The organism is Runella aurantiaca (assembly GCF_003339505.1).
In the GTDB taxonomy this organism is placed as follows: Bacteria; Bacteroidota; Bacteroidia; order Cytophagales; family Spirosomataceae; genus Runella; species Runella aurantiaca.
On the sequence record NZ_QPIW01000004.1, the window covers coordinates 98,439 to 121,263 of the forward strand.

Here is a 22,825-nt window from a genome sequence, read left to right on the forward strand (position 1 = left end):
CAGTTTTCCTTGATTGTTAAATGTTAGTTGGTTGGCTGTTGCTCATTCTTTGCTCCTAAATCCTGTGTTTTCAACACAATCGTATGAACAGAGTCAGAAAGCTCAATCCAGGTTTTTTGCATTTCTTCCAGAAACTGTTTGCCCATATCAGTCAGTATATAATACTTACGCGGGGGGCCAGAGGAGGATTCTACCCATTTGTAATCGAGCAGGCCCGAGTTTTTGAGTCGGGTCAGGAGCGGATAAAGCGTACCTTCCACGACCATAATCTTGGCGGAGGTCAGTTCATCGAGCATATCGGAGGCGTATACTTCGCCCCGAGAGATGATGTGCATAATGCAGAATTCTAGGATTCCTTTTCGCATTTGCACTTGAGCGTTCTCAATATTCATGCTGTTGTCATGTTTTGGAAATTTTTGATTGAACGTCATGGCTGTAAAAATTCAGAAGACAGAAGCGAGGAGTGAGTAGAGAGAATTTTAAAATTTACTGTATTCACTCTCTTCACTCCTCACTTCTGTCGCCTCACTACTTGTTTAAAATGGCTGTGTTATAGGTAATCAACAGTACAAAGTTAATGTAAGGTACTTTGTGATGCAAGGTACTTGGCTAATTTTTTAAATTTTATTTTGGAAACGGTAAAAATCAGGGATAAACGGACAAAAAACAGTTTATGGTAAGCCGTTTGTAATTGAGGGCTCATAACCATAAGATTTAATCGTAAATTTGTCCTCATTTTCTGCCGACTGTTCACTGTAAACCGCCAACTTATCTATGTACTCTGTCAATTTCAAAGAGGTTCTTTCTGTCACGTTGATTTTATTTTCGGTCATCGATATTCTGGGTTCAATCCCCGTCATTATCGACCTCCGAAAAAAAGCGGGGGCCATCAACGCTCGTCGTGCCACGCTGGTTTCGGGCGGAATGATGATTGCGTTTTTGTATTTGGGCAAAGAAATCCTGAAACTGTTTGGTGTCGATGTGGCGTCGTTTGCCGTAGCGGGGGCGTTGATTTTGTTTTTGATTGGACTCGAAATGATTTTGGGGCGCAATATTTTCAAGCACGATGCCGTACACAGCAACGCTACGTCCATTGTGCCGATTGCGTTTCCGATGATTGCGGGGGCGGGCACGATGACCACAATTTTGTCACTAAAAGCGGCTTATCAGGAAATCAATATCATCATCGCCATTCTTATCAACCTGATTTTTATTTATCTGGTGTTGCGCTCGTCGGCTTGGATTGAAGGGCAATTAGGTGTGGCGGGCACAGACGTTTTGCGCAAGATTTTTGGCCTGATTCTGATTGCCATTGCCATCAAACTGTTCCGTAGTTCTATATAATATAATCTCAAGTATTCACGCAGAGGGGCAGGGGAGCAAAGTCGCAGTGCCCCACCGCATCTTTAACCCACCGAATTTGGACATTTTTATCGCTTCGTTAGCCGCCTTGTTGGCCGGCTTTGTAGATTCTATTGTGGGCGGCGGCGGCTTGGTGCAGGTCCCGGCGCTTTTTATTTTGTTTCCACACTTTTCGGTTTCGCAAGTGATTGGTACCAACCGTTTTGCCTCGTTTATGGGCACCAGCGTGGCGGGGTATCAATACGCCCGTAAAGTAGAGGTGCCTTGGCGTGTGGTACTCATTACCGCAGCGGGTACGGCCGTGATGTCGTTTTTGGGAGCAACCATTGCCAGTCACTTGAAGGCGGAGGTTTTGAAGCCCATTATTTTGTTTTTGATGGCGGCCATCGCGATTTATTCTTACTCCAACAAAACCCTGGGCCATCACGAAAATTTGCCAGTATTCATCGTTCGTCTACAATGGTACGCGCTGCTGATTGGGATGGCGACGGGTTTTTACAACGGGTTTGTGGGGCCCGGCACGGGCAGTTTGTTGGTTTTTGGGTTTGTGAGCGTGATTGGGTATCAATTTTTGCGGGCGTCGGCGGTGGCTAAAATCATCAATGTGGTGGCAGATATTGCTTCGCTGGTATTTTTTATATGGAAAGGATACGTTGAGTTTGACATTGCCTTACCCATGATGGCCTGCAATATCTTAGGTTCCTATTTGGGTAGTCGCTTGGCTATTTTGCGGGGGAATGCCTTCATCCGTAACATTTTTTTAGTCGTTATTTTTGCCCTGATTCTGCGTTTTGGGTACGATGTAGTGCGGCTTTTTTAGACGATAGTGGTGCTTTCGGGTTCTCAAACCCGAAAGGATGGCGTAAGTTACGCTTATTCAAAGTCATAGAAATACTTCTTTGTTTACTTTCCTGTAAAAAAATTCAAGAAAATAGTTTTATAGTAATAAAAAAGCGTCTATTATTGTGTTGTTTTGACACATTTATAATGAACCATTACGCGCACTCCACTCGACTTTTGGTGGCCATTGATTGCATCATCTTCGGTTTTGATGGAGAAGAGCTTAAATTATTGTTGATTAAGCGGCGTTTTGAGCCCGAAAAAGGCAAGTGGTCGTTGATGGGAGGGTTTGTGAATGAGGAGGAAGATTTGGAGGTGGGGGCTGAGCGAATTTTACATGAACTGACGGGCCTGCACAACATTTACGTGGAGCAATTGCAGACGTTTGGTAAAGTAGACCGCGACCCCGTAGAGCGTACCCTCTCGGTGGTTTTCTTTGCGCTCATCAACATTCATAACCACGATGAGGAATCCGTAAAGTCGCATAGCGCGTGCTGGATTAGCTTGAAGCAGATGCCGAAGTTGATTTTTGACCATGAAAAAATGGTTCAGATTGCCCTCGAACGCCTGCGTTATAAGGCCGCTTTGCATCCGATTGGATTTGAGTTGTTGCCCCAACAATTTACCATTCCTCAATTACAAAAATTGTACGAAGCCATTTATGATTTGAAACTCGACCGCCGCAATTTCAGTCGCAAGATTCTGTCGACGGGGCTGTTGTTAGATACGGGCGAGAAGAATGTCAATTCGGCTACCAAAAAGGCGGTTTTGTATCGTTTGAACAAAGAAAAATACGAAAGTAACTTTAATAATTTTTGGTACTTCATGCCAGTAACCACCTAGAAAAACAATGCAGAATCAGTACGTTATTGGAGTAGATTATGGGACCGACTCGGTTCGGGCTTTGGTTGTCAACGCCCATACGGGGGCGGCCGTAGGGACACACGTTTTTGAATATCCACGCTGGAAAAAGGGTCTTTATTGCGCGCCCGAAATTTCACAATTTCGCCAGCATCCACTCGACTATTTGGAAGGACTGGAAGCGTCCATCAAAGGGGCATTGGCGGGTGTGCCAGAGGAAGTGCGCCAAAATATCAAAGGGATTTCGGTGGACACAACAGGCTCTACGCCCGTGGCGGTCGATGAAAATGGCACGCCACTCGCGCTGTTACCTGAGTTTTCGGAAAACCCCCACGGAATGTTCATTCTCTGGAAAGACCATACTGGCAACGCGGAGGCTGAAGAAATCAACCAATTGGCCCACCACTGGGATGTGGATTATACCAAATATGTCGGAGGGATTTATTCTTCAGAATGGTATTGGGCTAAGATCATGCGGACGATTCGCGTCGATAGCCAAGTACGGGCGCGGGTGTTTTCGTGGGTGGAGCATTGCGACTGGATTTCGGCGGTCTTGACGGGAGATACCAACCCGCTGACATTGAAGCGCTCGCGCTGTGCGGCGGGCCACAAAGCCATGTGGAATGAGGAATTTCAGGGGTTGCCTTCGGAGGAGTTTTTGGTAGAATTAGACCCTCAATTGGCGGGTTTGCGTCAACGCTTATTTAAAGATACGTACACCTCTGACGAAGCGATGGGGACAATTTCGGCGGAGTGGGCCACGAAATTGGGCATTCCTGCCGATGTCGTGATTGGTGTGGGGGCTTTTGATGCGCACATGGGTGCGGTGGGGGCAGAGATTGACCCGTACACCTTCGTACGGGTGATGGGGACATCTACTTGCGACATGATTATTGCCCCCAATGAAGAAATCGGCCACTTACTGATTCGCGGTATTTGCGGTCAGGTCGACGGCTCCATCATCCCAGGAATGTTGGGCATGGAAGCGGGCCAATCGGCCTTTGGCGATTTGTACGCATGGTTTCAGCAGGTGATTGTGGAGCCAGTCAAAGCGTTGTTAGGCGAGGAGGCCGCCGCAGAATTACGCAAAAAACTAATCCCTTATTTATCAGAACAGGCGGCCAAACTGCCCGTTACCGAAAAGGACGTTGTGGCGTTGGATTGGATCAACGGCCGCCGTACGCCTGATGCAAATCACACCTTGAAAGCCACTATTTCGGGGATGAATTTGAGTACCGACGCCGTTAAAATCTTCAAGGCGTTGGTAGAAGCCACGGCCTTTGGCTCAAGGGCGATTGTTGACCGTTTTTATCAAGAAGGCGTGGCCATCAAAAAAGTGATTGGGATTGGCGGGGTAGCCAAAAAATCACCTTTTGTGATGCAAACGCTGGCCGATGTGCTCAACATGCCCATCAAAGTAGCAAGTTCAGACCAAGCCTGTGCCTTAGGAGCGGCCATGTGTGCGTCGGTAGCGGCGGGAATCCACCCCGCCATGAAGGCCGCGCAAGAAGCGATGGGCTCAGGTTTTGACGCCGAATACCATCCAAATGCCGAGAAAGTGGCGGTTTATCAAAGTTTATACCAGAAATATCACAGTTTAGGAAACTATATAGAACAACATGCTCAAAAAATTTGAAGTCTGGTTTGTCACAGGCAGCCAGCATTTGTACGGTGAAGAAACGCTTCGCCAAGTGGATGAACACTCCCAAATTATTGCCGATTCGTTTAACGATTCTCCGCAAATTCCTGTTCGTGTGGTGTTTAAACCCGTGGTCAAAACACCCGATGAAATCTACGCAATTTGTCAGGAAGCCAACGTAGCCCCTAACTGTATCGGAATTGTGGCTTGGATGCACACTTTCTCGCCTGCCAAAATGTGGATTCGGGGCCTGAATTGTCTCCAAAAACCACTTTTGCACCTCCATACCCAATTCAACCGCGATATTCCGTTCAACGACATTGACATGGATTTCATGAATCTCAACCAATCGGCGCACGGTGACCGTGAATTTGGGTTTATCATGTCACGGATGAGAATCAATCGCAAGGTTGTGGTAGGACATTGGCAACAGGCAGATGTGCTCCAAAAAATCAACGTGTGGAGTAGGGTAGCGGCGGCTAAGTACGAAATGCAAACCATGAAAGTGGTGCGTTTTGGCGACAATATGCGACAAGTAGCGGTGACCGACGGCGATAAAGTAACCGCCGAAATGACCTTTGGATTTTCGGTCAATACCCACGGCGTCGGGGATTTGGTGAAGTACATTAACCAAATTTCGGAAGCTGATATTTTTACGTTGATGCAGGAATACGAAGATACTTACGAGCTCATGGATTCGCTGCGCAACGGCGGTTTGATGCGCCAGTCGTTGGTGGAAGCAGCGCGGATTGAGTTGGGATTGAAAGCCTTTTTAGAAGAAGGTAATTTTTCGGCTTATACCAATACCTTCGAAGATTTGCACGGAATGCGCCAGCTACCGGGCATTGGGTCTCAGCGTATGATGGCGGCGGGCTACGGCTACGGCGGCGAAGGCGACTGGAAAACCTCTGCCATGGTGCGTGCGCTGAAAGTGATGGCGAGCGGCATGGAAGGCGGCAACTCTTTCATGGAAGATTATACCTATCATTTTGACCCCGCCAATCCGATGGTACTCGGTTCGCACATGCTCGAAATCTGCCCGTCGATTGCTCAGGGAGCCGTAAAATGCGAAGTACATCCACTCGGCATTGGTGGTAAAGAAGACCCCGTTAGATTAGTATTTAATGCGGCACCTGGGCCCGCGCTTAATGTTTCGCTGATTGATATGGGCAACCGTTTTCGTCTGTTGGTCAACGAAGTAGAAGCCGTTGAAGTCACCGAAATGTTCCCCAAACTTCCCACGGCACGGGCACTTTGGAAGCCGCAACCAAGCATGGAAATCGGTTTGCAGGCTTGGATTTTGGCAGGCGGCGCGCACCACACTGTATACAGCCAAAACCTCACGACGGAATACATCGAAGATTTTGCGGAGATGTTTGGCGTAGAATTGGTGGTCATTGACAAAAACACCACCATTCGTCAGTTGAAGAATGAGTTGCGCTGGAGTGAATTAGCCTTTAAATAAAACTTTTTTTGTCACGCTGTAAAACGTTTGAATATCCTGACAATGAAACATCTTCTAACAATTCTATGCGGTATTTTTCTGTTTGTTTCAAGCACGGTCTTTGCCCAAAACAAAGTAACCCTCAGCGGTGATCTAGGGAAACATACCATTAACAAACACATCTACGGGCATTTTGCCGAACACCTCGGCAAGTGCATCTACGGTGGTTTTTACGTGGGAGAAAACAATACCAAAATTCCGAACAAAGATGGCGTGCGGATGGACGTGGTCAATGCGCTGAAAAAGATGAAAATCCCCAATCTGCGCTGGCCGGGAGGCTGTTTTGCCGATACCTACCAATGGAAAGACGGCATCGGTCCCAAAGCAAACCGCCCTAAAATTGTAAACGTGTGGTGGGGAAATGTAACCGAAGACAACAGCTTTGGTACGCACGATTTTCTCAATATGTGTGAGTTGATTGGAACCGAACCTTATCTGGCAGGGAACGTCGGTAGCGGAACGGTAAAGGATTTAGCAGATTGGGTGCAGTATGTCAACTTCAAAGGCGTGAGTCCGATGTCGGATTTACGGGCAAAAAATGGCCGCGAGAATCCTTGGAAAGTGCGGTATTGGGGCGTAGGCAACGAAGCTTGGGGCTGCGGCGGCAATATGAAACCCGACTACTACGCCAACATTTACCGTCAGTACGCTACCTTTATGAATGCTTCGTTTGAAAATAACGAACGTCTGTTTCGGATTGCTTCGGGTGCCAGCGACAACGACTATAATTGGACAGAGACGCTCATGCGGGAGATTCCGCATAATATGCTCGAAGGAATAGCGATGCACCATTATTCGGTGATTGACTGGAAGCAAAAAGGCCCTTCAACTACATTTACCGAAGAGTTGTATTTCAAAACCATGAAAGAGGCGCTGTTGATGGATGAGCTTGTCAAACGCCACAGCACCATCATGGACAAATACGACCCGGCGAAGAAAGTAGCGTTGGTTGTGGACGAATGGGGCGGTTGGTACGACGTAGAACCCGGCACCAACCCGGGCTTTTTGTTCCAACAGAACACCATGCGTGATGCCGTTTTGGCAGGGGCTACGCTCAATATTTTCCACAAATATTGCGAACGCGTTCGTATGGCCAACTTAGCGCAGGTGGTCAATGTGTTGCAATCGGTGATTTTGACCAACGAAGAAAAAATGATTCTGACACCTACCTACCACGTATTGGAAATGTACAACGTCCACCAAGATGCGACGATGTTGCCCGTGGAGGTTCAGTCAAATGATTACACGTTTGGCAATGAAAAATTACCCGCGATTTCGGTTTCAGCATCGCGCGATAAAAATGGCGCGGTTCACGTTTCTTTGGTCAACATTGACCCAAATAAAGCGCAGGAAATCACCATCAACGTCACAGGGGTAAATGCCTCAGGCGTGACGGGTCGTATTCTTACTTCTACCAAAGTACAGGATTACAATACCTTTGAAAATCCCAGTAAAATTCAGCCAGCGACCTTTAGCGGGGCAAGCCTGAAAAATAATACGCTAACGGTCAAATTGCCACCCGTAGCGGTGGTGGTGTTGGAATTGAAATAGCACTCAAAAACCATGTATAAATCATTACAACAAGAATGTTACGAAGCCAATATGCAGCTGCCAAAGCTGGGATTGGTGCTGTTTACGTTTGGTAACGTAAGCGCCGTAGACCGCGACAAAGCTGTTTTTGCCATCAAACCCAGCGGCGTACCGTATGAGTTTTTGAAACCCGAAGACATCGTCATCATGGACTACGATGCCAAAGTGGTAGAAGGAACAATGCGCCCGTCGTCGGATACAAAAACGCACGCGTTGCTCTACAAGACTTGGGACGACATCGGCGGAATCACGCACACGCACAGCACCTACGCGGTGGCGTGGGCGCAGGCGGGACTGGATATTCCCATTTTTGGCACTACCCACGCCGACCATACGCACCAAGATATTCCGTGTGCGCCCGTATTGTCGGACGAAATGATTCAGGGGGATTATGAGTACGAAACGGGTAATCAAATCTTTGGAGTGTTTGACGCCCGTAAATTGTCGCACAAAGAAATGGAAATGGTACTGCTGCAAAATCACGGGCCGTTTACGTGGGGCAAGACCGCCGAGAAGTCGGTGTACAACGCGGCGGTGCTGGAAGAAGTAGCCCGTATGGCGTACCTGACGCTGCAAATCAATCCCCAAACGCCACGCATTAAAGACACGTTGCGTATGAAACATTTTGAACGCAAACACGGCAAAAATGCCTACTACGGGCAAGGATGTTAAATGATTTTGTCATTCCGGAGGAATCTATTTTGTATACATTGATTCGGTGCTTTTAGATTCTTTCAGCATGACAAAGAAATGAATGGAATAAAAAATAAAGTATAATTAAAAAATATGTCGATTATTGATTTTTAATTCTTGCAACCCTCGCTTCCTATGACCCTTGGACTTGAAACCCTTGATTACGTTATCTTCCTCATTTATTTTGTGATTGTGTCGAGCTACGGCTATTGGGTATATAAACACAAAGGAAAACAGACCGCCGATTCCAAAGACTTTTTTCTGGCCGAAGGCTCCCTCACTTGGTGGGCTATCGGGGCTTCCATCATCGCATCCAATATCTCGGCCGAGCAGTTTATCGGAATGAGCGGACAAGCCTTTCAGTTGGGCATTGCCATTTCGGTCTATGAATTGTTGGGCGGTGTAGCGCTCATTATTGTGGCCGTGTATTTTCTGCCGATGTACCTCAACAACAAGATTTACACCATGCCGCAATTTCTCGCCAAACGCTACAATGAGCGACTAGCGACGATTATGGCGGTGTTTTGGCTGTTTCTCTACATTTTCGTCAACCTCACATCCATCATTTACCTCGGTGCGTTGAGCTTAGAAAAAATGACGGGCTTCGCCTTCATGCCTTGTGCTATCTTCCTGACCACCTTTGCCGTTATCATCACCCTTGGAGGTATGAAAGTAATCGGCTATACCGATGTGATTCAGGTGGTTTGTTTGATTTTTGGTGGTTTGGCTACGACGTATCTGGCGTTGGATTTACTTTCCGATAAAGTCGGTACAGGTTCGGGGGTGTTGGAAGGATTGAGCTTGATTCGTGAAAAAGCTGACAGTCACCTGCACATGATTTTCTCGCCCGGTCAGTACCAAGTCCACGACGGGCGCGGTGGGTTTATTGATGCTTATAATCAGTTGCCGGGCATCATGATGTTTATCATCGGCGGGCAGTGGGTCAACAACCTCAACTATTTTGGCTGTAACCAATACATGACCCAACGCGCGCTTGGCGCTGACATCAATACGGCCCGTAACGGTGTTTTGTTCGCGGCATTTCTGAAAATGATGATGCCGTTCATCGTGGTTTTGCCCGGTTTGGCGGCGTACGTGTTGTTTCAGGAAAACGCCGATGCGTCGATTGTCAACGGCATTACCCAAAACGGCATCGTAAAACCTGACAATGCGTATCCAGTCTTATTGAATTTACTCCCAGTAGGCTTAAAAGGCTTGGCCTTTGCGGCCCTGACGGCAGCGATTGTAGCGAGTTTAGCGGGCAAAGCCAACAGCATCTCGACCATCTACATGCTCGATATTCACAATAAATTTTTCAACAAAAACCTTACCGAAAAACAAACCGTTTGGACGGGGCGCGTGGCCATTGTTGTGGCCTTTATCATTGCCTTGATGGTGAGCCCGTTGCTGGCCAATTTCGGACAGGCATTTGAATATATTCAGGTGTACACGGGCTACATTTCGCCGGGGATTCTGAGCATTTTCTTGCTGGGCTTCTTCTGGAAAAAAGCGACCGCCAACGGTGCTTTGGCGGCGGCGGTGTTGAGTATTGCGTTGTCGGCGGTGATTGAGAATTTGTACCCTGCCTTCCCGTTCCTCAACCGTATGGGCGTAGTGTTCTGGATTTGTTCAGCCGTACACGTAGCCATCAGCTTGTCGCAATCCAAAGGTAAAAATCAACCCAACGCCTTCGAGGTGCGCCCCGAATGGTTTAAGGTCACGCCTACATTCCGCTACGGCGCCATCGCGGTAATTGCGGCGTTTAGCTTGATTTACTGGATTTTCTGGTAGAGAATACCTTTAAATAAAATTCAATGGAGGGGGTAGCTGACGAAGCTACCCCCTTTTGTTTTATCAATATATTTGTTGTATAAATCATCATTAAAAAAACGAAAAAGTTGGGTATTGTTATGATTGCAAGCAGTGTTGTCGTGTACGTTCTTGAGGTAAGGTTTGACTATAACGGCAAAGAAGAGGCTCTGTATCCCGTTATATTAAAGAACAAACACCAAATGATATTGGTAGATTGCGGTTATGCTGGATTTTTGCCGCTCATTGAAGATGCGGCCCAGAAACAGGGCCTATCACTTCAAGAACTGACGGGCGTTTTTATCACCCATCACGATATCGACCACTTAGGGGGCTTGGCGGAATTGAAAAATAGCTATCCTGCCTTGGCCGTGTATGCGCCCGTCATTGAGGCTTCTTATATCAGTGGTAAAGAAAAATCGGTACGTTTGATGCAGGCTGAAAGCTTGTTTGAGTCCTTGCCCGAAAACCAGAAATCGGGAGCTTTGTATTTTCAGGAGATGTTGAAAAATGTGCAAAGTGTTGAGGTGGATGCCGTGTTTACGGAAGGTGAAACCTTTATGGAGGGCGTGAAAATTATAAATACTCCTGGCCACATGCCGGGGCATGTGTCGATTTACTTACCAGAAAACCAAACGCTCATTGCGGCAGATGCATTGGTAATTGAGCATGATGAATTTGAAATCGCCAATCCCGCTTTTACCCTCGATTTAGGGGCTGCGGTGGAGTCCGTAAAAAAGCTAAAGCGTTTGCAAATCAAGCGGATGATTTGTTATCATGGCGGTGTTACGGAAGAGGGAATTGACGCGAAATTGGCAAAATTAATTTCACGCTATCCCCGTCCCCCAGTTCTCTGAAAGTCAGGCCGCTACACAGGGCTGTAATTAAAGCACAGCAAAAAAGTCATTACAGGCGATTTATACACTCGCCTGTAATGACTTTTTTGCTGCCCACTGCCCACTCACTCTGCACTTGCATCCTGCTCATGGATCGTTTCTATGAGTTTTTGCAGGGCGGTGTGCCGTTCAGGGGAGCTTTTTTGTATGAATGCAGAGCCAGGTTTTGGCATTTTAGTAGAGAAATGAATAATCATGGCAATCCAAAGTATTGAAATTTATTGATTATCAGTATGTTGTTTATTGGGTTGCAGGAGAGGTGATTTCTTTTGTTTTTTTACTCTATGAGGTGGTTTTTATGTTTGAAGTTATCGCTTTTATTAATGATGAGTAGACTGGGTGGAAAAATAGGTGCCCTTTGAGGAGAATTTTAAAAAATAAGTATCTATTTGCAGTTTCATCCGTCTAACTTTTACCTTTTACAGGTGTCTTGCCTTCCACCTAAAGCCGATTTACAGTTATTTTCGCATGCAAAAATTTTCTATCTACTGCCTCATTTTCTTTGTTGTTTTTACCGCCGCTGCCCAGGAAAAAACGTCTGTTAATGTTCAGCTCAGCCTTGAGAATCTTACGGGCTCCCCCTATTTCTGCGACGGCAGCCAAATGACCCTCGTGGCTACTCCCGTCGAGCCAGGATTTTCCTACCAATGGTTTTTAGACGGTCAACCAGTGGAAACGACGGTTACCAATACTTTGCCGGTGCGCAGGGCTGGAAACTATTCAGTGACGGTCAGTAATGCTGAAAAGACTGGGACTTCTCCCAAAGTACGCGTAGAAGCTTGCCCAGACAACAGTGCCGAGTTGGCGGCGATTTGGGCGCAAGCGTTAAAAGACGAAAAGGCAAAGCCTCCCAAGGAAACGCTGTCTACTTTTACCGCGACGATTTCATCCGTAAATCCCATTTTGTGCAACGGCAATACCTCTGCCACGCTGGTGGCGCAACCGCAGGGTGCACAGTACACCTACCAATGGCAATACGCTTCCTGCCTGAACTGTACCTACTCCAATCAATCAGGCCAAACAAATGACACGCTCATAACGAGCACAACGGGTTTTTATAGAGTACTCGTGAGGGAAGGCATCACCACCACGACTGCCAATCCGTACCGGGTAGCTCAATACCCTTATGCAATACTCACAGACCCAAACAACGAGCCTAGCGGAATCGTCAATGTAACACCGGGCCAAAGTGCCTCATTGAAGGTGACCTTTACGGGGACCGGCCCTTTTTATTTTGCGTACAATGACGGAACCACTAATAAATTTTTAAGTAACATAACTACAAATCCTTATACATTGGTCGTTACTCCTGACCAAAACAGTCGTTATAAACTGACAAACGTTGGCAGTAATTCTTGTGGTTCCTCTGGCAACGATTTGGTTGGGAGTGTCAGAGTGGTTGTAGATGCCACTACATCCGTTACTTTACAGTCCCCAAGCAGTTTGAATGTATGTGCTGGGAGTACCATCGAAATCCCTTATACTACCGTAGGCACATGGTCTGGACCGAAAAATTTTACGCTCAACCTCATCAACGAACAGGATGGTTCGACAATCAGCACTCAATTTGGACAATCAGGCAATCCACTGTATGTCACCATTCCGACCTTTGTGACTCCTTCCAACCAATACCGAGTGGCAGTTTTGCCCGTTGTACCTGCTAGCGTAGCTGGACCTGTTGTAAGCCCTTATGTTTTGACCGTCAATAGCATTGGCTGTAATCCTAAGCCTATTCTTTACATATCTCCTTCAAATCCTGGCTGTAGTTCAGTTTACCTTGGCGTTTCTATTTTCCTTTCTGGCGGCACCAATAATTATCAATGGTTTCGTGACGGTGCCCCTATCCCCAATGCCACATCATCCAGCTTTGAGGCGTACGAATCGGGAGATTATTACGTAAAAGTGACCAACGCAGCGGCTAATTACGTAGATTCCTCGGCGGTACAGACGATTACGTTGCTGGCAGCACCCGTCACGGTCACTTCTCCCAACACCGTACTGTGCGGGAGCAATACCTCTGTGGTATTGACGGCCACAACGAGCACAACGGGCGGCACGTGGCAATGGTACAAAAGCGGGGTTCCGATTTCGGGGGCGGTCAGTGCTACCTATACGGCCACAACGACGGGCAATTATCAGGCAGAATACAGTAAAGGTGGTTGCACGGCATCCGGTTCCATTAATGTGAACAATTATAACACGGCGACCCTCACCACAATGTCAGGCGGCAGCTCTCAGGTGATTGCTCCTGGCACCACGGCTCAACTGAAAGCCACTTTTACGGGGCAGGGTCCGTGGAAATTTGATTTGTATGACGGGTCCGATTATAAAAGTATGTCAGCGACTGCTAATCCGCACCTCATAACGGTTCAGCCCGAACAGAACCGAAACTATTATCTTACTGGTATTGTATCGAATAACTGCACCAATAACAGCAGCAGCGGTTCCGTAACTATCGTGGTGGATCCTACTACTTCATTGACATTGACTGCGCTGGCCAGTCTGAACGTATGTGCGGGCAGTACCATTGATATCCCGTACACTACTGCTGGAACATGGAACATTGACCGAAAGTTGTACGTAGAATTGACAGATGCCAATAACAACTATGTATCAAACAGTTATGAGGGTTATTTTTCACAAAACCCCATTCGCTATAGGCTTCCGACGGCATTACCCCTTAATGCAACCTACAGGGTCAGGGTAACTTCAATCTTACCTTACTCTGGCGCTGTCACGAGCAGTTATCAATTGACGGTCACGGGTACCGGGTGTCCGCCGTCCGCTACGATTCGGAATAGCAGTTCGTCCGTACAGTGTGCCGGTGTACCGTTGAATGCCTATCCGACCGGTAGCAATTATACTTATCAATGGTTCCGAAACGGAAGCAGTATTTCAGGGGCAACGGGCAGTTACTATTATGCTCCTCAGACGGGGGCCTATACAGTACAGGTAGCCAATGCAGCTATTGGCTACAATTCTACCTCTGCCACTATTTCTGTGGAGGTGACAATGCCGCCAGTGAGCATTTCGCCTACGAACGGCGCGGTTTGCAATGGAGGCACAGTAACCTTAAATGCCACCCCTGCAGATGCCGCTGTATATGATTATCAGTGGTATTATCAGCCTTCTAACGGAAACACCTATTCGTTGATCAGCGATGCCGGTTCGGCAAGTTATGCGGCAAGTGCCGTGGGGGATTATTATGTCGTGGTTACTCAAAAAACAGGGAATTGCTCTGTAAGTTCTTCCTCAATTTCCCTTAAGAACAGTGGAACGGCAACGCTTACGAATGCTAATGGTACTACCTCTGACGTGGTCATTTCTCCCGGCCAAACGGTTCCGTTGACGGTGACCATGACTGGGCAGTCTCCTTTTGTTTTTCAGTACTCTGACGGAACTTACCGTCGGCGCGTTACCACCAACAATTCAACGTATACGCTCAATGTAACGCCGGAACAAAATCGGACGTATTTTATATCGGATTTTGGAAACAGTTGCGGCAGTGGGGGCACCAACGGTACGGTCAATGTAATTGTTGATGCAGCCACGACGATTAGCCTTTCCATCCCGACCACCCTGAATGCCTGCGCCGGGGGCTCGGTAGAGATTCCTTATACAACCGTCGGTACATGGAGCAGTAGCAGAAATCTATATGTGGCGTTATACAATTCCGTTAACGGCAATTTTATCTCTTCCTATAACATTAGCTCGTTGACCAATCCTATGGTAGTGCGGGTGCCTGCGTCACTTCCCATAGGCAGTACTTTTCAGATCAGAATCTCCGGTAATATTCCTTACTTCGCAACAGTAGTGAGTAGTTATAATTTTACCGTTGCAAGCACGGGTTGTATTCCAATTCTCCAAATACAAATGTCTTTTCCAAGGCAGTGTGCCGTCGCTTCACTCTATATTGACCCTATCTCCGGATATAATTATCAGTGGTACCTTGATGGAAATGCGACGGGAGGGACAGGCGATGGGTATACAGCTACGGTGAGTGGTAATTATACCGTTAGAGTGACGGGGTCAAACGGATATGACGTAACCTCGGCTCCTTATGCTGTCACAATAGGGAGTGTTGCTAAACCCGTAATTAGCCAAACTGGGGCGGGTACCTGTACCGATGGTAGTAACTTTACCCTTTCGTCGAGCATGACGGATCCGTCTTTTACCTACCAATGGTATTATGCTGCTACTGCCAATGGACCTTTTCTGCCTGTATCGGAAGGGAATGCTTCCTCCTTAACGACCGATCAACCAGGAGGGTATTTTGTAACGGTACAAAGCGGAGATTGTCAGTCGGAATCAGACAGACATTATACCTGCCCGCTGTTGGTTGATTTTAAGTCGGCGTCCATTTGCCGTGGGGGAAGTGTAACAGTCAAATATTCGCCAAATTTTTGCTGTTATTCCGAAAATACAGTGTCATTGCATCTGGTAGAGGCGGCTTCAGGAACGGTCGTCGTGAGTAATTTGGCTTCTTTAACGGGTTTTTCATCGTACACTTTTTCTAATGTTACGATTCCCGCATCCGTTCCTTCGGGTACGTATCGGTTTGTAGTGACCTCCTCCGGCCCGGCATATACAAGTCCGAGAAGTGTCGGGGTGTTGACTATTACCAATGCTACTGCCCCGGCTCCTCCGACAATCACGGCGGTGCCGAATTCGATATCGCCAGGCCAAAGTACTACCCTAACGGCCTACGGCTGCAACGGAACTATCCAATGGATGGACAACAGTACGGCCCCTGCTACCCGTATCTTAGTTCCCAATGGCACTACGGTCTATTCGGCGGTATGTATGGATGTAAACGGATGTACAACGGCAGCTGGGGCTGTCACCGTTAGTTTAGAATGTGACCCTTTGGAGCCTAATAATACCTTCGCATCTGCCACAATTATCAATGCCGCAAATTATCTAAGTCCCGAAGTGTGTCTTGATTCCAAAAATGATGCAGATTGGTATGCTTACGTGTACAACAACAAAGTATATTATATCAGAGTGGGTTCGGCGAGTAATGTGTACGGTTATTATAAACTTTCGGTCAGCGTTGTAAATGATTCACTGCGTATCGAAACGTTGCCAAGCAGTGGTTCATATTTATATACGTATGTAGAATTATACGTTCATAACGGTATTTTCTATTTGGGTAGTGATTACTTTAGCGGTGTCAACAATTTCTCCCTGCTGAAATACAAACTGCCTTCTCCCTGTCCGGTAGAATTAAACCTGCACTCCACGCTGTTGGATATTGCTCCCGGGCAAACCAATACTGCCAAAGGCTTGCTTATCAATGCCACCAATAAAGTAGGGGATGGCGCTACGGTCAATTATTACGGGCAAAATGCAGTACTGCTCCTGCCGGGTTTCCAAACCAACATCAGTACCGGCGGTAGCTTTCAGGCCGCGATACAGGGCTGTAATTAAAGCTCAGCAAAAAAGTCATTACAGGCGAGTGTATAAATCGCCTGTAATGACTTTTTTTTCTGCCCACTGCCCACTGCCCACTGCCCACTGCCCACTCACTCTGCACTTGCATCCTGCTCATGGATCGTTTCTATGAGTTTTTGCAGGGCGGTGTGCCGTTCAGGGGAGCTTTCTGGAAACGACATATTCATGTTTTTGAGTTCTTCAATCAAAATTTTTCCAACAATAAGCCGCATATTTTTTTTGTCGTCGGCGGGGACTACGTACCAAGGCGCTTTTTCGGTGGCGGTGGCGTTGATGGCTTCTTCGTAGGCATTCATGTAGTCTTTCCAATAGGCGCGCTCTTTGATGTCGTCTTCTTCAAACTTCCAGTTTTTGGTAGGGTCTTCAATGCGTTCGATGAGTTGTTTTCCCTGTTCTTGCTGCGAGATATTCAGGAAAAACTTAATCACCCTGATGCCGTTATGATACAGATATTTCTCAAAATTGGCGATGTCTTGGTAGCGTTGTGTCCATACTTTGTCCAAATCTTCGGTCAATTCTTTGGGCAGACGCTGCGACTTGGTCAGGATTTCGGGATGTACTTTTACGACCAATACCTCTTCATAATGACTCCGGTTGAAGATGGTAATGTTGCCGCGTTCGGGCAGTGAAAGCAAATGCCGCCACAAAAAATCATGGTCTAGTTCGTTGTCGGAAGGTCGTTTGAAAGACTGGATTTTGACCCCCACGGGATTCACCCCCGACAATACGTGCTTGATGGTACTGTCTTTTCCGGCGGCGTCCATGGCCTGAAAAATCACCAAAAGTCCGTACCGATTGTGGGCGTACATAAGACTTTGGAGCTCGTCGATGGTGGTCCGAAAATCAGCTAGTTGGGCGGTGTAGTCGGCTTTGTCGTCGTAAAGGTCTTCTATTTTGGTGTCCGCTTTTTTATGATGAAAGGTACGGGTGCCATCGAAGCGAAAATCTTCGGTTTTGAGTGACTGTGACATGAAGTGATGGTTGATTTTTAGTAATTGTCCGACATATAATTTGAAAAATCAGGGTAAAATATACCTAAATAATCTCCGCTTGATAACTTTCCGTTACTAATATCCTTGTTTTTTGGGTTAAAGTGGTTATAAACAGGAATTTTCTGTATTTTGAATCGGAATAAAGACCAGCAACAGGCGATTTTTTTTGCTTATTATTGGCAATAGAGAAACTTTGGCGTTGATTTTGTTTAGTAACCTTTAGAAAAACAGTAGTACTGATTCCCATTCTAACGCTAAACACCATTGATGTCATCTCGCAGAAAGTGACTGATGCCCGCTCAAATTATGAAACTCACAATTGCCGCTCGGCTGCTTATTGGATCAGCTTGTACCATTCTAATTGGTATCTTTTTGGGCGTTTCTTTTTTCAATACCATTCAGCGTCAAGTAAAAGAGGCCGAATGGGTGAAAGAAAAAAACGAAACGCTTGACCAAATCATGATGCTAGAAAAGCTCCTCGTTGATATGGAAACGGGGCAACGTGCGTATCGAAGCACGAACGAAAAAAGATTTTTGCTACCCTTTAACCAAGCCCAAATTGACATTGGGCTGATAGAAGATAAATTAACGAACTATTTTCAGGAAAATCCGCCCAAGCTTGCCCAGTTGGCCCAAATACAGCTATCGGCGCAATTGTTAATGCAATTGTGGAGTTCGACACCAGAAAATGACAGTGGGCTGAACCAGCAAAGTCTGATTGAAATTACGGCGCGCGAGAAGAAAGAAATGGACAATGTGCGGATGCTGGTAAAAAAAATGTATACCGCCGAACGTTATGAGTTGTCCAAAAGAGAGGTTTCAATGAAGATGCTCATTGAAAACCTAACCCGAAAAACCGTATTAGGGACATTCCTGCTGCTTTTGGCGGCTGCTGTGCTTACGTATTTTTATGCGTTAGAGTTTAAAAGTCGAAAGAAAATCGAAAATCGACTCAGCCATAGTATAGACGAGCTTGAGGAACTTAATAAATCTATCAAAGAAAGAAATTGGTATTTGGCGGGATTGACGGATTTGAATGACTCCCTTCAAAATACCAATACATTAGAAGCGCTTGGGCAATCGGCCTTAAAAGCCGTTACCGATTATTTGGAGCTACCAGCGGGGGGGGTATATCTGGTTGATGAATCCCAAAAACTAGTGCTCAAAGCCTCCGTGGCTCTGCCCGCTCAAGCGCCCCAATCCTATGCGCTGGGGGAGGGATTGGTAGGGCAAGCGGCGCTTGAAAGACAAATACGTATCACTAAGTCGATTCCGTCGTCTTATTGGGTCATTGAGTCGGGAAGCGGAGCTACCGCAGCAGGTGAAATCGCGTGCATTCCACTGTGGTACGGTAAAGAACTCAAAGGTGTAATCGAGCTAGCATCCTTCTCGCCATTTCCTGACCATCAAATTGAGCTTTTGAAAAAAGTATCGAAAGATATTTCATTGTCGGCCAATGAAATACAGTCTAGGCTTAAAGTGGACCAGTTGTTGGAACAGTTGAAAGAACAAAAGGCAATTTTGGAGAATCAGCAGGATGAATTGCGTCAGACCAACGAAGAATTGTCGCACCAAACTGAGAGCCTGATGGCGTCTGAAGAAGAGCTGCGGGTGCAGGAAGAAGAATTAAGACACATTAATTCGGAATTGGAAGAGAAAAATGAAGCAATAGAAGTAGCAAGACAGGCATTGGCCTTGAAAGCGAAGGAGTTGGAAGTAACAAGTACGTACAAATCTGAGTTTCTGGCCAATATGTCGCACGAGTTGCGTACCCCGCTCAACAGCGTTTTGATTTTGGCCAACTTATTGTCGGAAAATAAATCAAAAAATCTGACCGACAAGCAAGTTGAATACGCCAACGTGATTCGAAAATCTGGAACTGACCTGCTAAAACTTATCAATGATATTCTGGATTTGTCGAAGATTGAAGCGGGTAAGATTGATTTTCAGTTTGAAAATATACCTGTTAAAAATATCGTAAGGGATATCAAGCAATTGTTTGAGGTAGTGGCCGACGAAAAAGGGGTGGTTTTTTTAACGAAAGTAGACGCCTCCGTTCCGACAGCGTTGCATACCGACAAACAGCGATTAGAACAAATCATTCAAAATCTGTTGTCCAATGCGTTTAAGTTTACCCCAAAAAACGGGCAGATTACGCTTTCGCTTGCGGCCGTTGAGTCTCAGCCTGACTTCGCTACCGAGGCCCTGAAAAAGGCCGAACAGGTATTGGCCATCAGCGTTGAGGATACGGGCGTAGGAATCCCAACCGAAAAACAACAGCTCATTTTTGAGGCATTTCAGCAGGCCGATGGGTCAACCAGCCGTAAATATGGTGGCACGGGCCTGGGGCTTTCCATCATCAGAGAATTGGTAAAACGACTGGGTGGAGAAGTGAGACTTCAAAGTGAAGTGGGAAAAGGTAGCACTTTCTCGGTCTTTATACCGCTAAAAACCAACGCGTCTGAGGCAGCGACGGCCAGTTCTGAATCGTTGACGATAAGCAAAAAGTGGAATTTTTCCATGACGGAATTTCACAAAGAGATAGTATCGAAGGCCAAAATAGAAGACGATCGAAATTCGATTGAAAAAGGCGATTTGGTGATGCTAATTATCGAAGACGACCCCATGTTTGCGGGGATTGTCAGGGATTTAGCCCGCGATAAAAACTATAAAACAATCGTGGCGCTGCAAGGCGATGAGGGAATGATGTATGCCCAGAAGTACCAGCCGTCGGCCATCATTCTTGACGTGCAGCTGCCCGTTGTCGATGGGCAGAGTATTCTTTCATGGATCAAAAATGACGAACAATTGAAGCACATTCCTGTGCATGTTATTTCGGGGGCAGATGCTTCAAGTTTGTCGTTGGAAGGAGCCCAGGCTTTTATCCAAAAGCCCGTCAAAACCCAAGACTTAGAGAAGGTCTTTAGTTTGTTGGAAGCTCAATTGAATGTTAAAATCAAGAAAGTACTGATACTGGTCGGGGAGTTTATTCAACGAAATACCATCGGTCAGGTGCTTGGAAAGCGCTATCCTGACCTCAAATGGGAAGTGGTTGTGGCGGAGCAGGATGCCGCCGATCACATTGCCCAGCATGATTATGACTGCCTGATTGTGGACATCCGCCAAAATTTAGATCAAGGCATGGAAAGGCTAAGGCGCTTGAAAGAAGCCAGTGCCTCGAAGGTCTTGCCCGTGATTGTGTACATCGACGAAGACCTCAACCTGACCAAAGAGCGCCGACTTAAAAAACTTTCGAGCGTGATTATCAGGGAGTCTACGCAATCTATGGAGCGGCTAATGGATGAGATGGAATTGTTTCTCTATAAAGTGCAGGAAGTAGAAACCAAAAAGCTGCCCCAGCCCACCGTGGCCTTCAGTAACGGGGGATTGGAAGGAAAAAAGGTGTTGTTGGTAGACGATGATATGCGCAATGTGTTTGCTTTGAGCACATTATTGGAAGAGCAACAGATGAAAGTCGTTACGGCCGACAATGGCAAGGAGGCGCTGGAAGAACTTCGGCTTCACCCTGATATTGATCTTGTATTGATGGATATTATGATGCCCGAAATGGACGGGTACGAGGCCACGTCTCGGATTCGGCATGATTTGCGGTTATCTAAATTACCCATCATCGCCCTCACGGCCAAGGCCATGCCCGAAGACCGTGAAAAAGTGATTGAAGCGGGGGCATCAGATTATATCACAAAACCAGTGGATACAGGTCAACTTTTTTCCCTGATGCGCGTATGGCTTTCCAAATAAAGAATGGATTCTCAAACACAACTGACTGCTGAAGAATTAAACGAGATTATTCAACTCATTTATACCCAACATGGGTATGATTTCAGTGACTATGCCCGGTCGTCGCTGTTGAGAAGAGTGGCTCGGTGCATGGCAATAGCGGAGTTCAAAACCAGTTATGAGTTAAAATATAATTTAATCAACGATAAATCTTTTTTTGCGTGGTTTCTGGAAACCCTTACGGTCAACGTGACGGAGATGTTTAGAGACCCTATTTTTTACAAAGAGCTTCGGGAAAAAGTAATTCCGACGTTGGCTTCTTATCCGATTATTAAAGTGTGGCACGCAGGCTGCGCCACAGGAGAAGAAGTGTACTCCATGGCAATTCTGCTGCAAGAAGCGGGCTTGCTAAGCCGAACCAAAATGTACGCGACCGACCTCAATCCTGTCAATTTGGAAAGGGCACGTCAGGGAATAATTCCTTTAAAACTGATCAAAGAGTACACCACAAATTATATTAAATCGGGCGGGACCAATGATTTTTCGGCCTACTATACTGCGCAATACGACAATGCGATTATCCACAAACAATACCGCGAGGGGGTCGTTTTTGCGCGACATAATCTGGCTGTGGACCAGGTATTCAACGAATTTCAGTTGATATGCTGCCGCAACGTCATGATTTATTTTAATCAGGAATTACAAAATCGGGCGGTCCATTTATTTCACGACAGCCTGTCGCCCTTGGGGTATCTGGCCATTGGTATCAAAGAGTCGTTACTTTTTACGGATATAAAAGAGCAATTTGAAGCTATTAGCCCGTTAGCCCGTATTTACCGACGAAAAAAATAAAAACCAAGAGAGGCGATGACAAAAAACAGCGTAGATATAGTTGTGATTGGCGGCTCAGCAGGAAGTATTCCTGTGATTTGTGAGCTGATTGAAGCGCTGTCATCACCGTTTGATTTTGCGGTTGTTGTTGTTATTCACCGTTCCAAAAATGTAATCAGCGAGATGGAACAGATTCTGGCGGTAAAACGAAAAGAAATAATGGTAAAAGAGCCCGATGATAAAGAGCCCATCCAAAAAAATTGTGTTTATTTGGCTCCACAAAACTACCATTTGTTGATTGAAGAAACCCATTCTTTTTGTTTAGATTATTCTGAGCCGGTCTCCTATAGCCGCCCCTCAATAGATGTAACATTTGAAAGTATTGCGGAAATATATACTGAAAAGGCAGTGGCAATTCTTTTGAGCGGTGCAAACGGTGATGGCTCACACGGAATGGCAGAAATAATAGCAAGAGGTGGCATTGGCATAGTGCAGGAGCCTTCAACGGCTGAGTATCCCGTCATGCCTCAATTGTCCCTTGATGCCAATGCTGCGGCAAAAGCATGGACGCCCGCCCAAATTTCTGCATACATACATACATTGAACGTATAAT

General features: G+C 46.4%; 15 protein-coding genes. 13 read left to right on the plus strand and 2 right to left on the minus strand.

Going from position 1 to position 22,825, the window contains the following annotated elements:
• Positions 1–23: 23 nt before the first annotated feature.
• Positions 24–392: a PadR family transcriptional regulator gene (locus DVG78_RS07335; RefSeq protein WP_114070216.1), complete on the minus strand. Its 369-nt coding sequence runs from the start codon at positions 390–392 to the stop codon at positions 24–26.
• A gap of 382 nt (positions 393–774) precedes the next feature.
• On the opposite strand from DVG78_RS07335, the gene DVG78_RS07340 reads away from it, so the two are divergent.
• The 10 genes from DVG78_RS07340 (at position 775) to DVG78_RS07385 (ending at position 16,624) form a co-directional block, all read left to right on the plus strand.
• Positions 775–1,344: a MarC family protein gene (locus tag DVG78_RS07340; RefSeq protein WP_114066626.1), complete on the plus strand. Its 570-nt coding sequence runs from the start codon at positions 775–777 to the stop codon at positions 1,342–1,344.
• Between the two features lie 76 nt (positions 1,345–1,420).
• Positions 1,421–2,182, plus strand: a complete 762-nt coding sequence (locus tag DVG78_RS07345; RefSeq protein ID WP_229598161.1) for a sulfite exporter TauE/SafE family protein — start codon at positions 1,421–1,423, stop codon at positions 2,180–2,182.
• A 167-nt stretch (positions 2,183–2,349) separates the two neighbouring features.
• Positions 2,350–3,045, plus strand: a complete 696-nt coding sequence (locus DVG78_RS07350) for an NUDIX hydrolase (RefSeq protein ID WP_114460450.1) — start codon at positions 2,350–2,352, stop codon at positions 3,043–3,045.
• Between the two features lie 7 nt (positions 3,046–3,052).
• Positions 3,053–4,699: a ribulokinase gene (locus tag DVG78_RS07355; RefSeq protein ID WP_114460451.1), complete on the plus strand. Its 1,647-nt coding sequence runs from the start codon at positions 3,053–3,055 to the stop codon at positions 4,697–4,699.
• Positions 4,683–6,167 (plus strand): L-arabinose isomerase, encoded by a 1,485-nt coding sequence (gene araA, locus DVG78_RS07360; RefSeq protein WP_114460452.1) that lies wholly within the window; start codon positions 4,683–4,685, stop codon positions 6,165–6,167. Before DVG78_RS07355 ends, araA begins: the two co-directional genes overlap by 17 nt.
• 42 nt (positions 6,168–6,209) lie before the next feature.
• On the plus strand, positions 6,210–7,757 hold the full coding sequence (locus tag DVG78_RS07365; protein ID WP_114460453.1) for an alpha-N-arabinofuranosidase: 1,548 nt from the start codon (positions 6,210–6,212) through the stop codon (positions 7,755–7,757).
• A gap of 12 nt (positions 7,758–7,769) precedes the next feature.
• Positions 7,770–8,468: an L-ribulose-5-phosphate 4-epimerase gene (locus tag DVG78_RS07370; RefSeq protein WP_114460454.1), complete on the plus strand. Its 699-nt coding sequence runs from the start codon at positions 7,770–7,772 to the stop codon at positions 8,466–8,468.
• Between the two features lie 156 nt (positions 8,469–8,624).
• On the plus strand, positions 8,625–10,280 hold the full coding sequence (locus tag DVG78_RS07375; protein WP_114460455.1) for a sodium/sugar symporter: 1,656 nt from the start codon (positions 8,625–8,627) through the stop codon (positions 10,278–10,280).
• Between the two features lie 119 nt (positions 10,281–10,399).
• The gene (locus DVG78_RS07380) at positions 10,400–11,155 is read left to right on the plus strand and encodes an MBL fold metallo-hydrolase (protein WP_114460623.1); all 756 of its coding nucleotides are present in this window, start codon (positions 10,400–10,402) and stop codon (positions 11,153–11,155) included.
• Positions 11,156–11,662: 507 nt separating this feature from the next.
• Positions 11,663–16,624: a 3-coathanger stack domain-containing protein gene (locus tag DVG78_RS07385; RefSeq protein WP_114460456.1), complete on the plus strand. Its 4,962-nt coding sequence runs from the start codon at positions 11,663–11,665 to the stop codon at positions 16,622–16,624.
• Between the two features lie 95 nt (positions 16,625–16,719).
• Here the strand turns inward: DVG78_RS07385 and DVG78_RS07390 are convergent, their stop codons facing one another.
• Positions 16,720–17,619, minus strand: coding sequence for a polyphosphate kinase 2 family protein (locus DVG78_RS07390; RefSeq protein WP_114460457.1), 900 nt, complete (start codon positions 17,617–17,619; stop codon positions 16,720–16,722).
• A 327-nt stretch (positions 17,620–17,946) separates the two neighbouring features.
• On the opposite strand from DVG78_RS07390, the gene DVG78_RS07400 reads away from it, so the two are divergent.
• The 3 genes from DVG78_RS07400 to DVG78_RS07410 are packed head-to-tail and all read left to right on the plus strand — an operon-like array spanning position 17,947 to position 22,824.
• Complete coding sequence (locus tag DVG78_RS07400) at positions 17,947–21,402, plus strand: response regulator (protein WP_114460624.1); 3,456 nt, start codon at positions 17,947–17,949, stop codon at positions 21,400–21,402.
• Positions 21,403–21,405: 3 nt separating this feature from the next.
• The gene (locus tag DVG78_RS07405; protein ID WP_114460459.1) at positions 21,406–22,233 is read left to right on the plus strand and encodes a CheR family methyltransferase; all 828 of its coding nucleotides are present in this window, start codon (positions 21,406–21,408) and stop codon (positions 22,231–22,233) included.
• Positions 22,234–22,248: 15 nt separating this feature from the next.
• Positions 22,249–22,824, plus strand: coding sequence for a chemotaxis protein CheB (locus DVG78_RS07410; RefSeq protein ID WP_114460460.1), 576 nt, complete (start codon positions 22,249–22,251; stop codon positions 22,822–22,824).
• Position 22,825 lies beyond the last annotated feature (1 nt).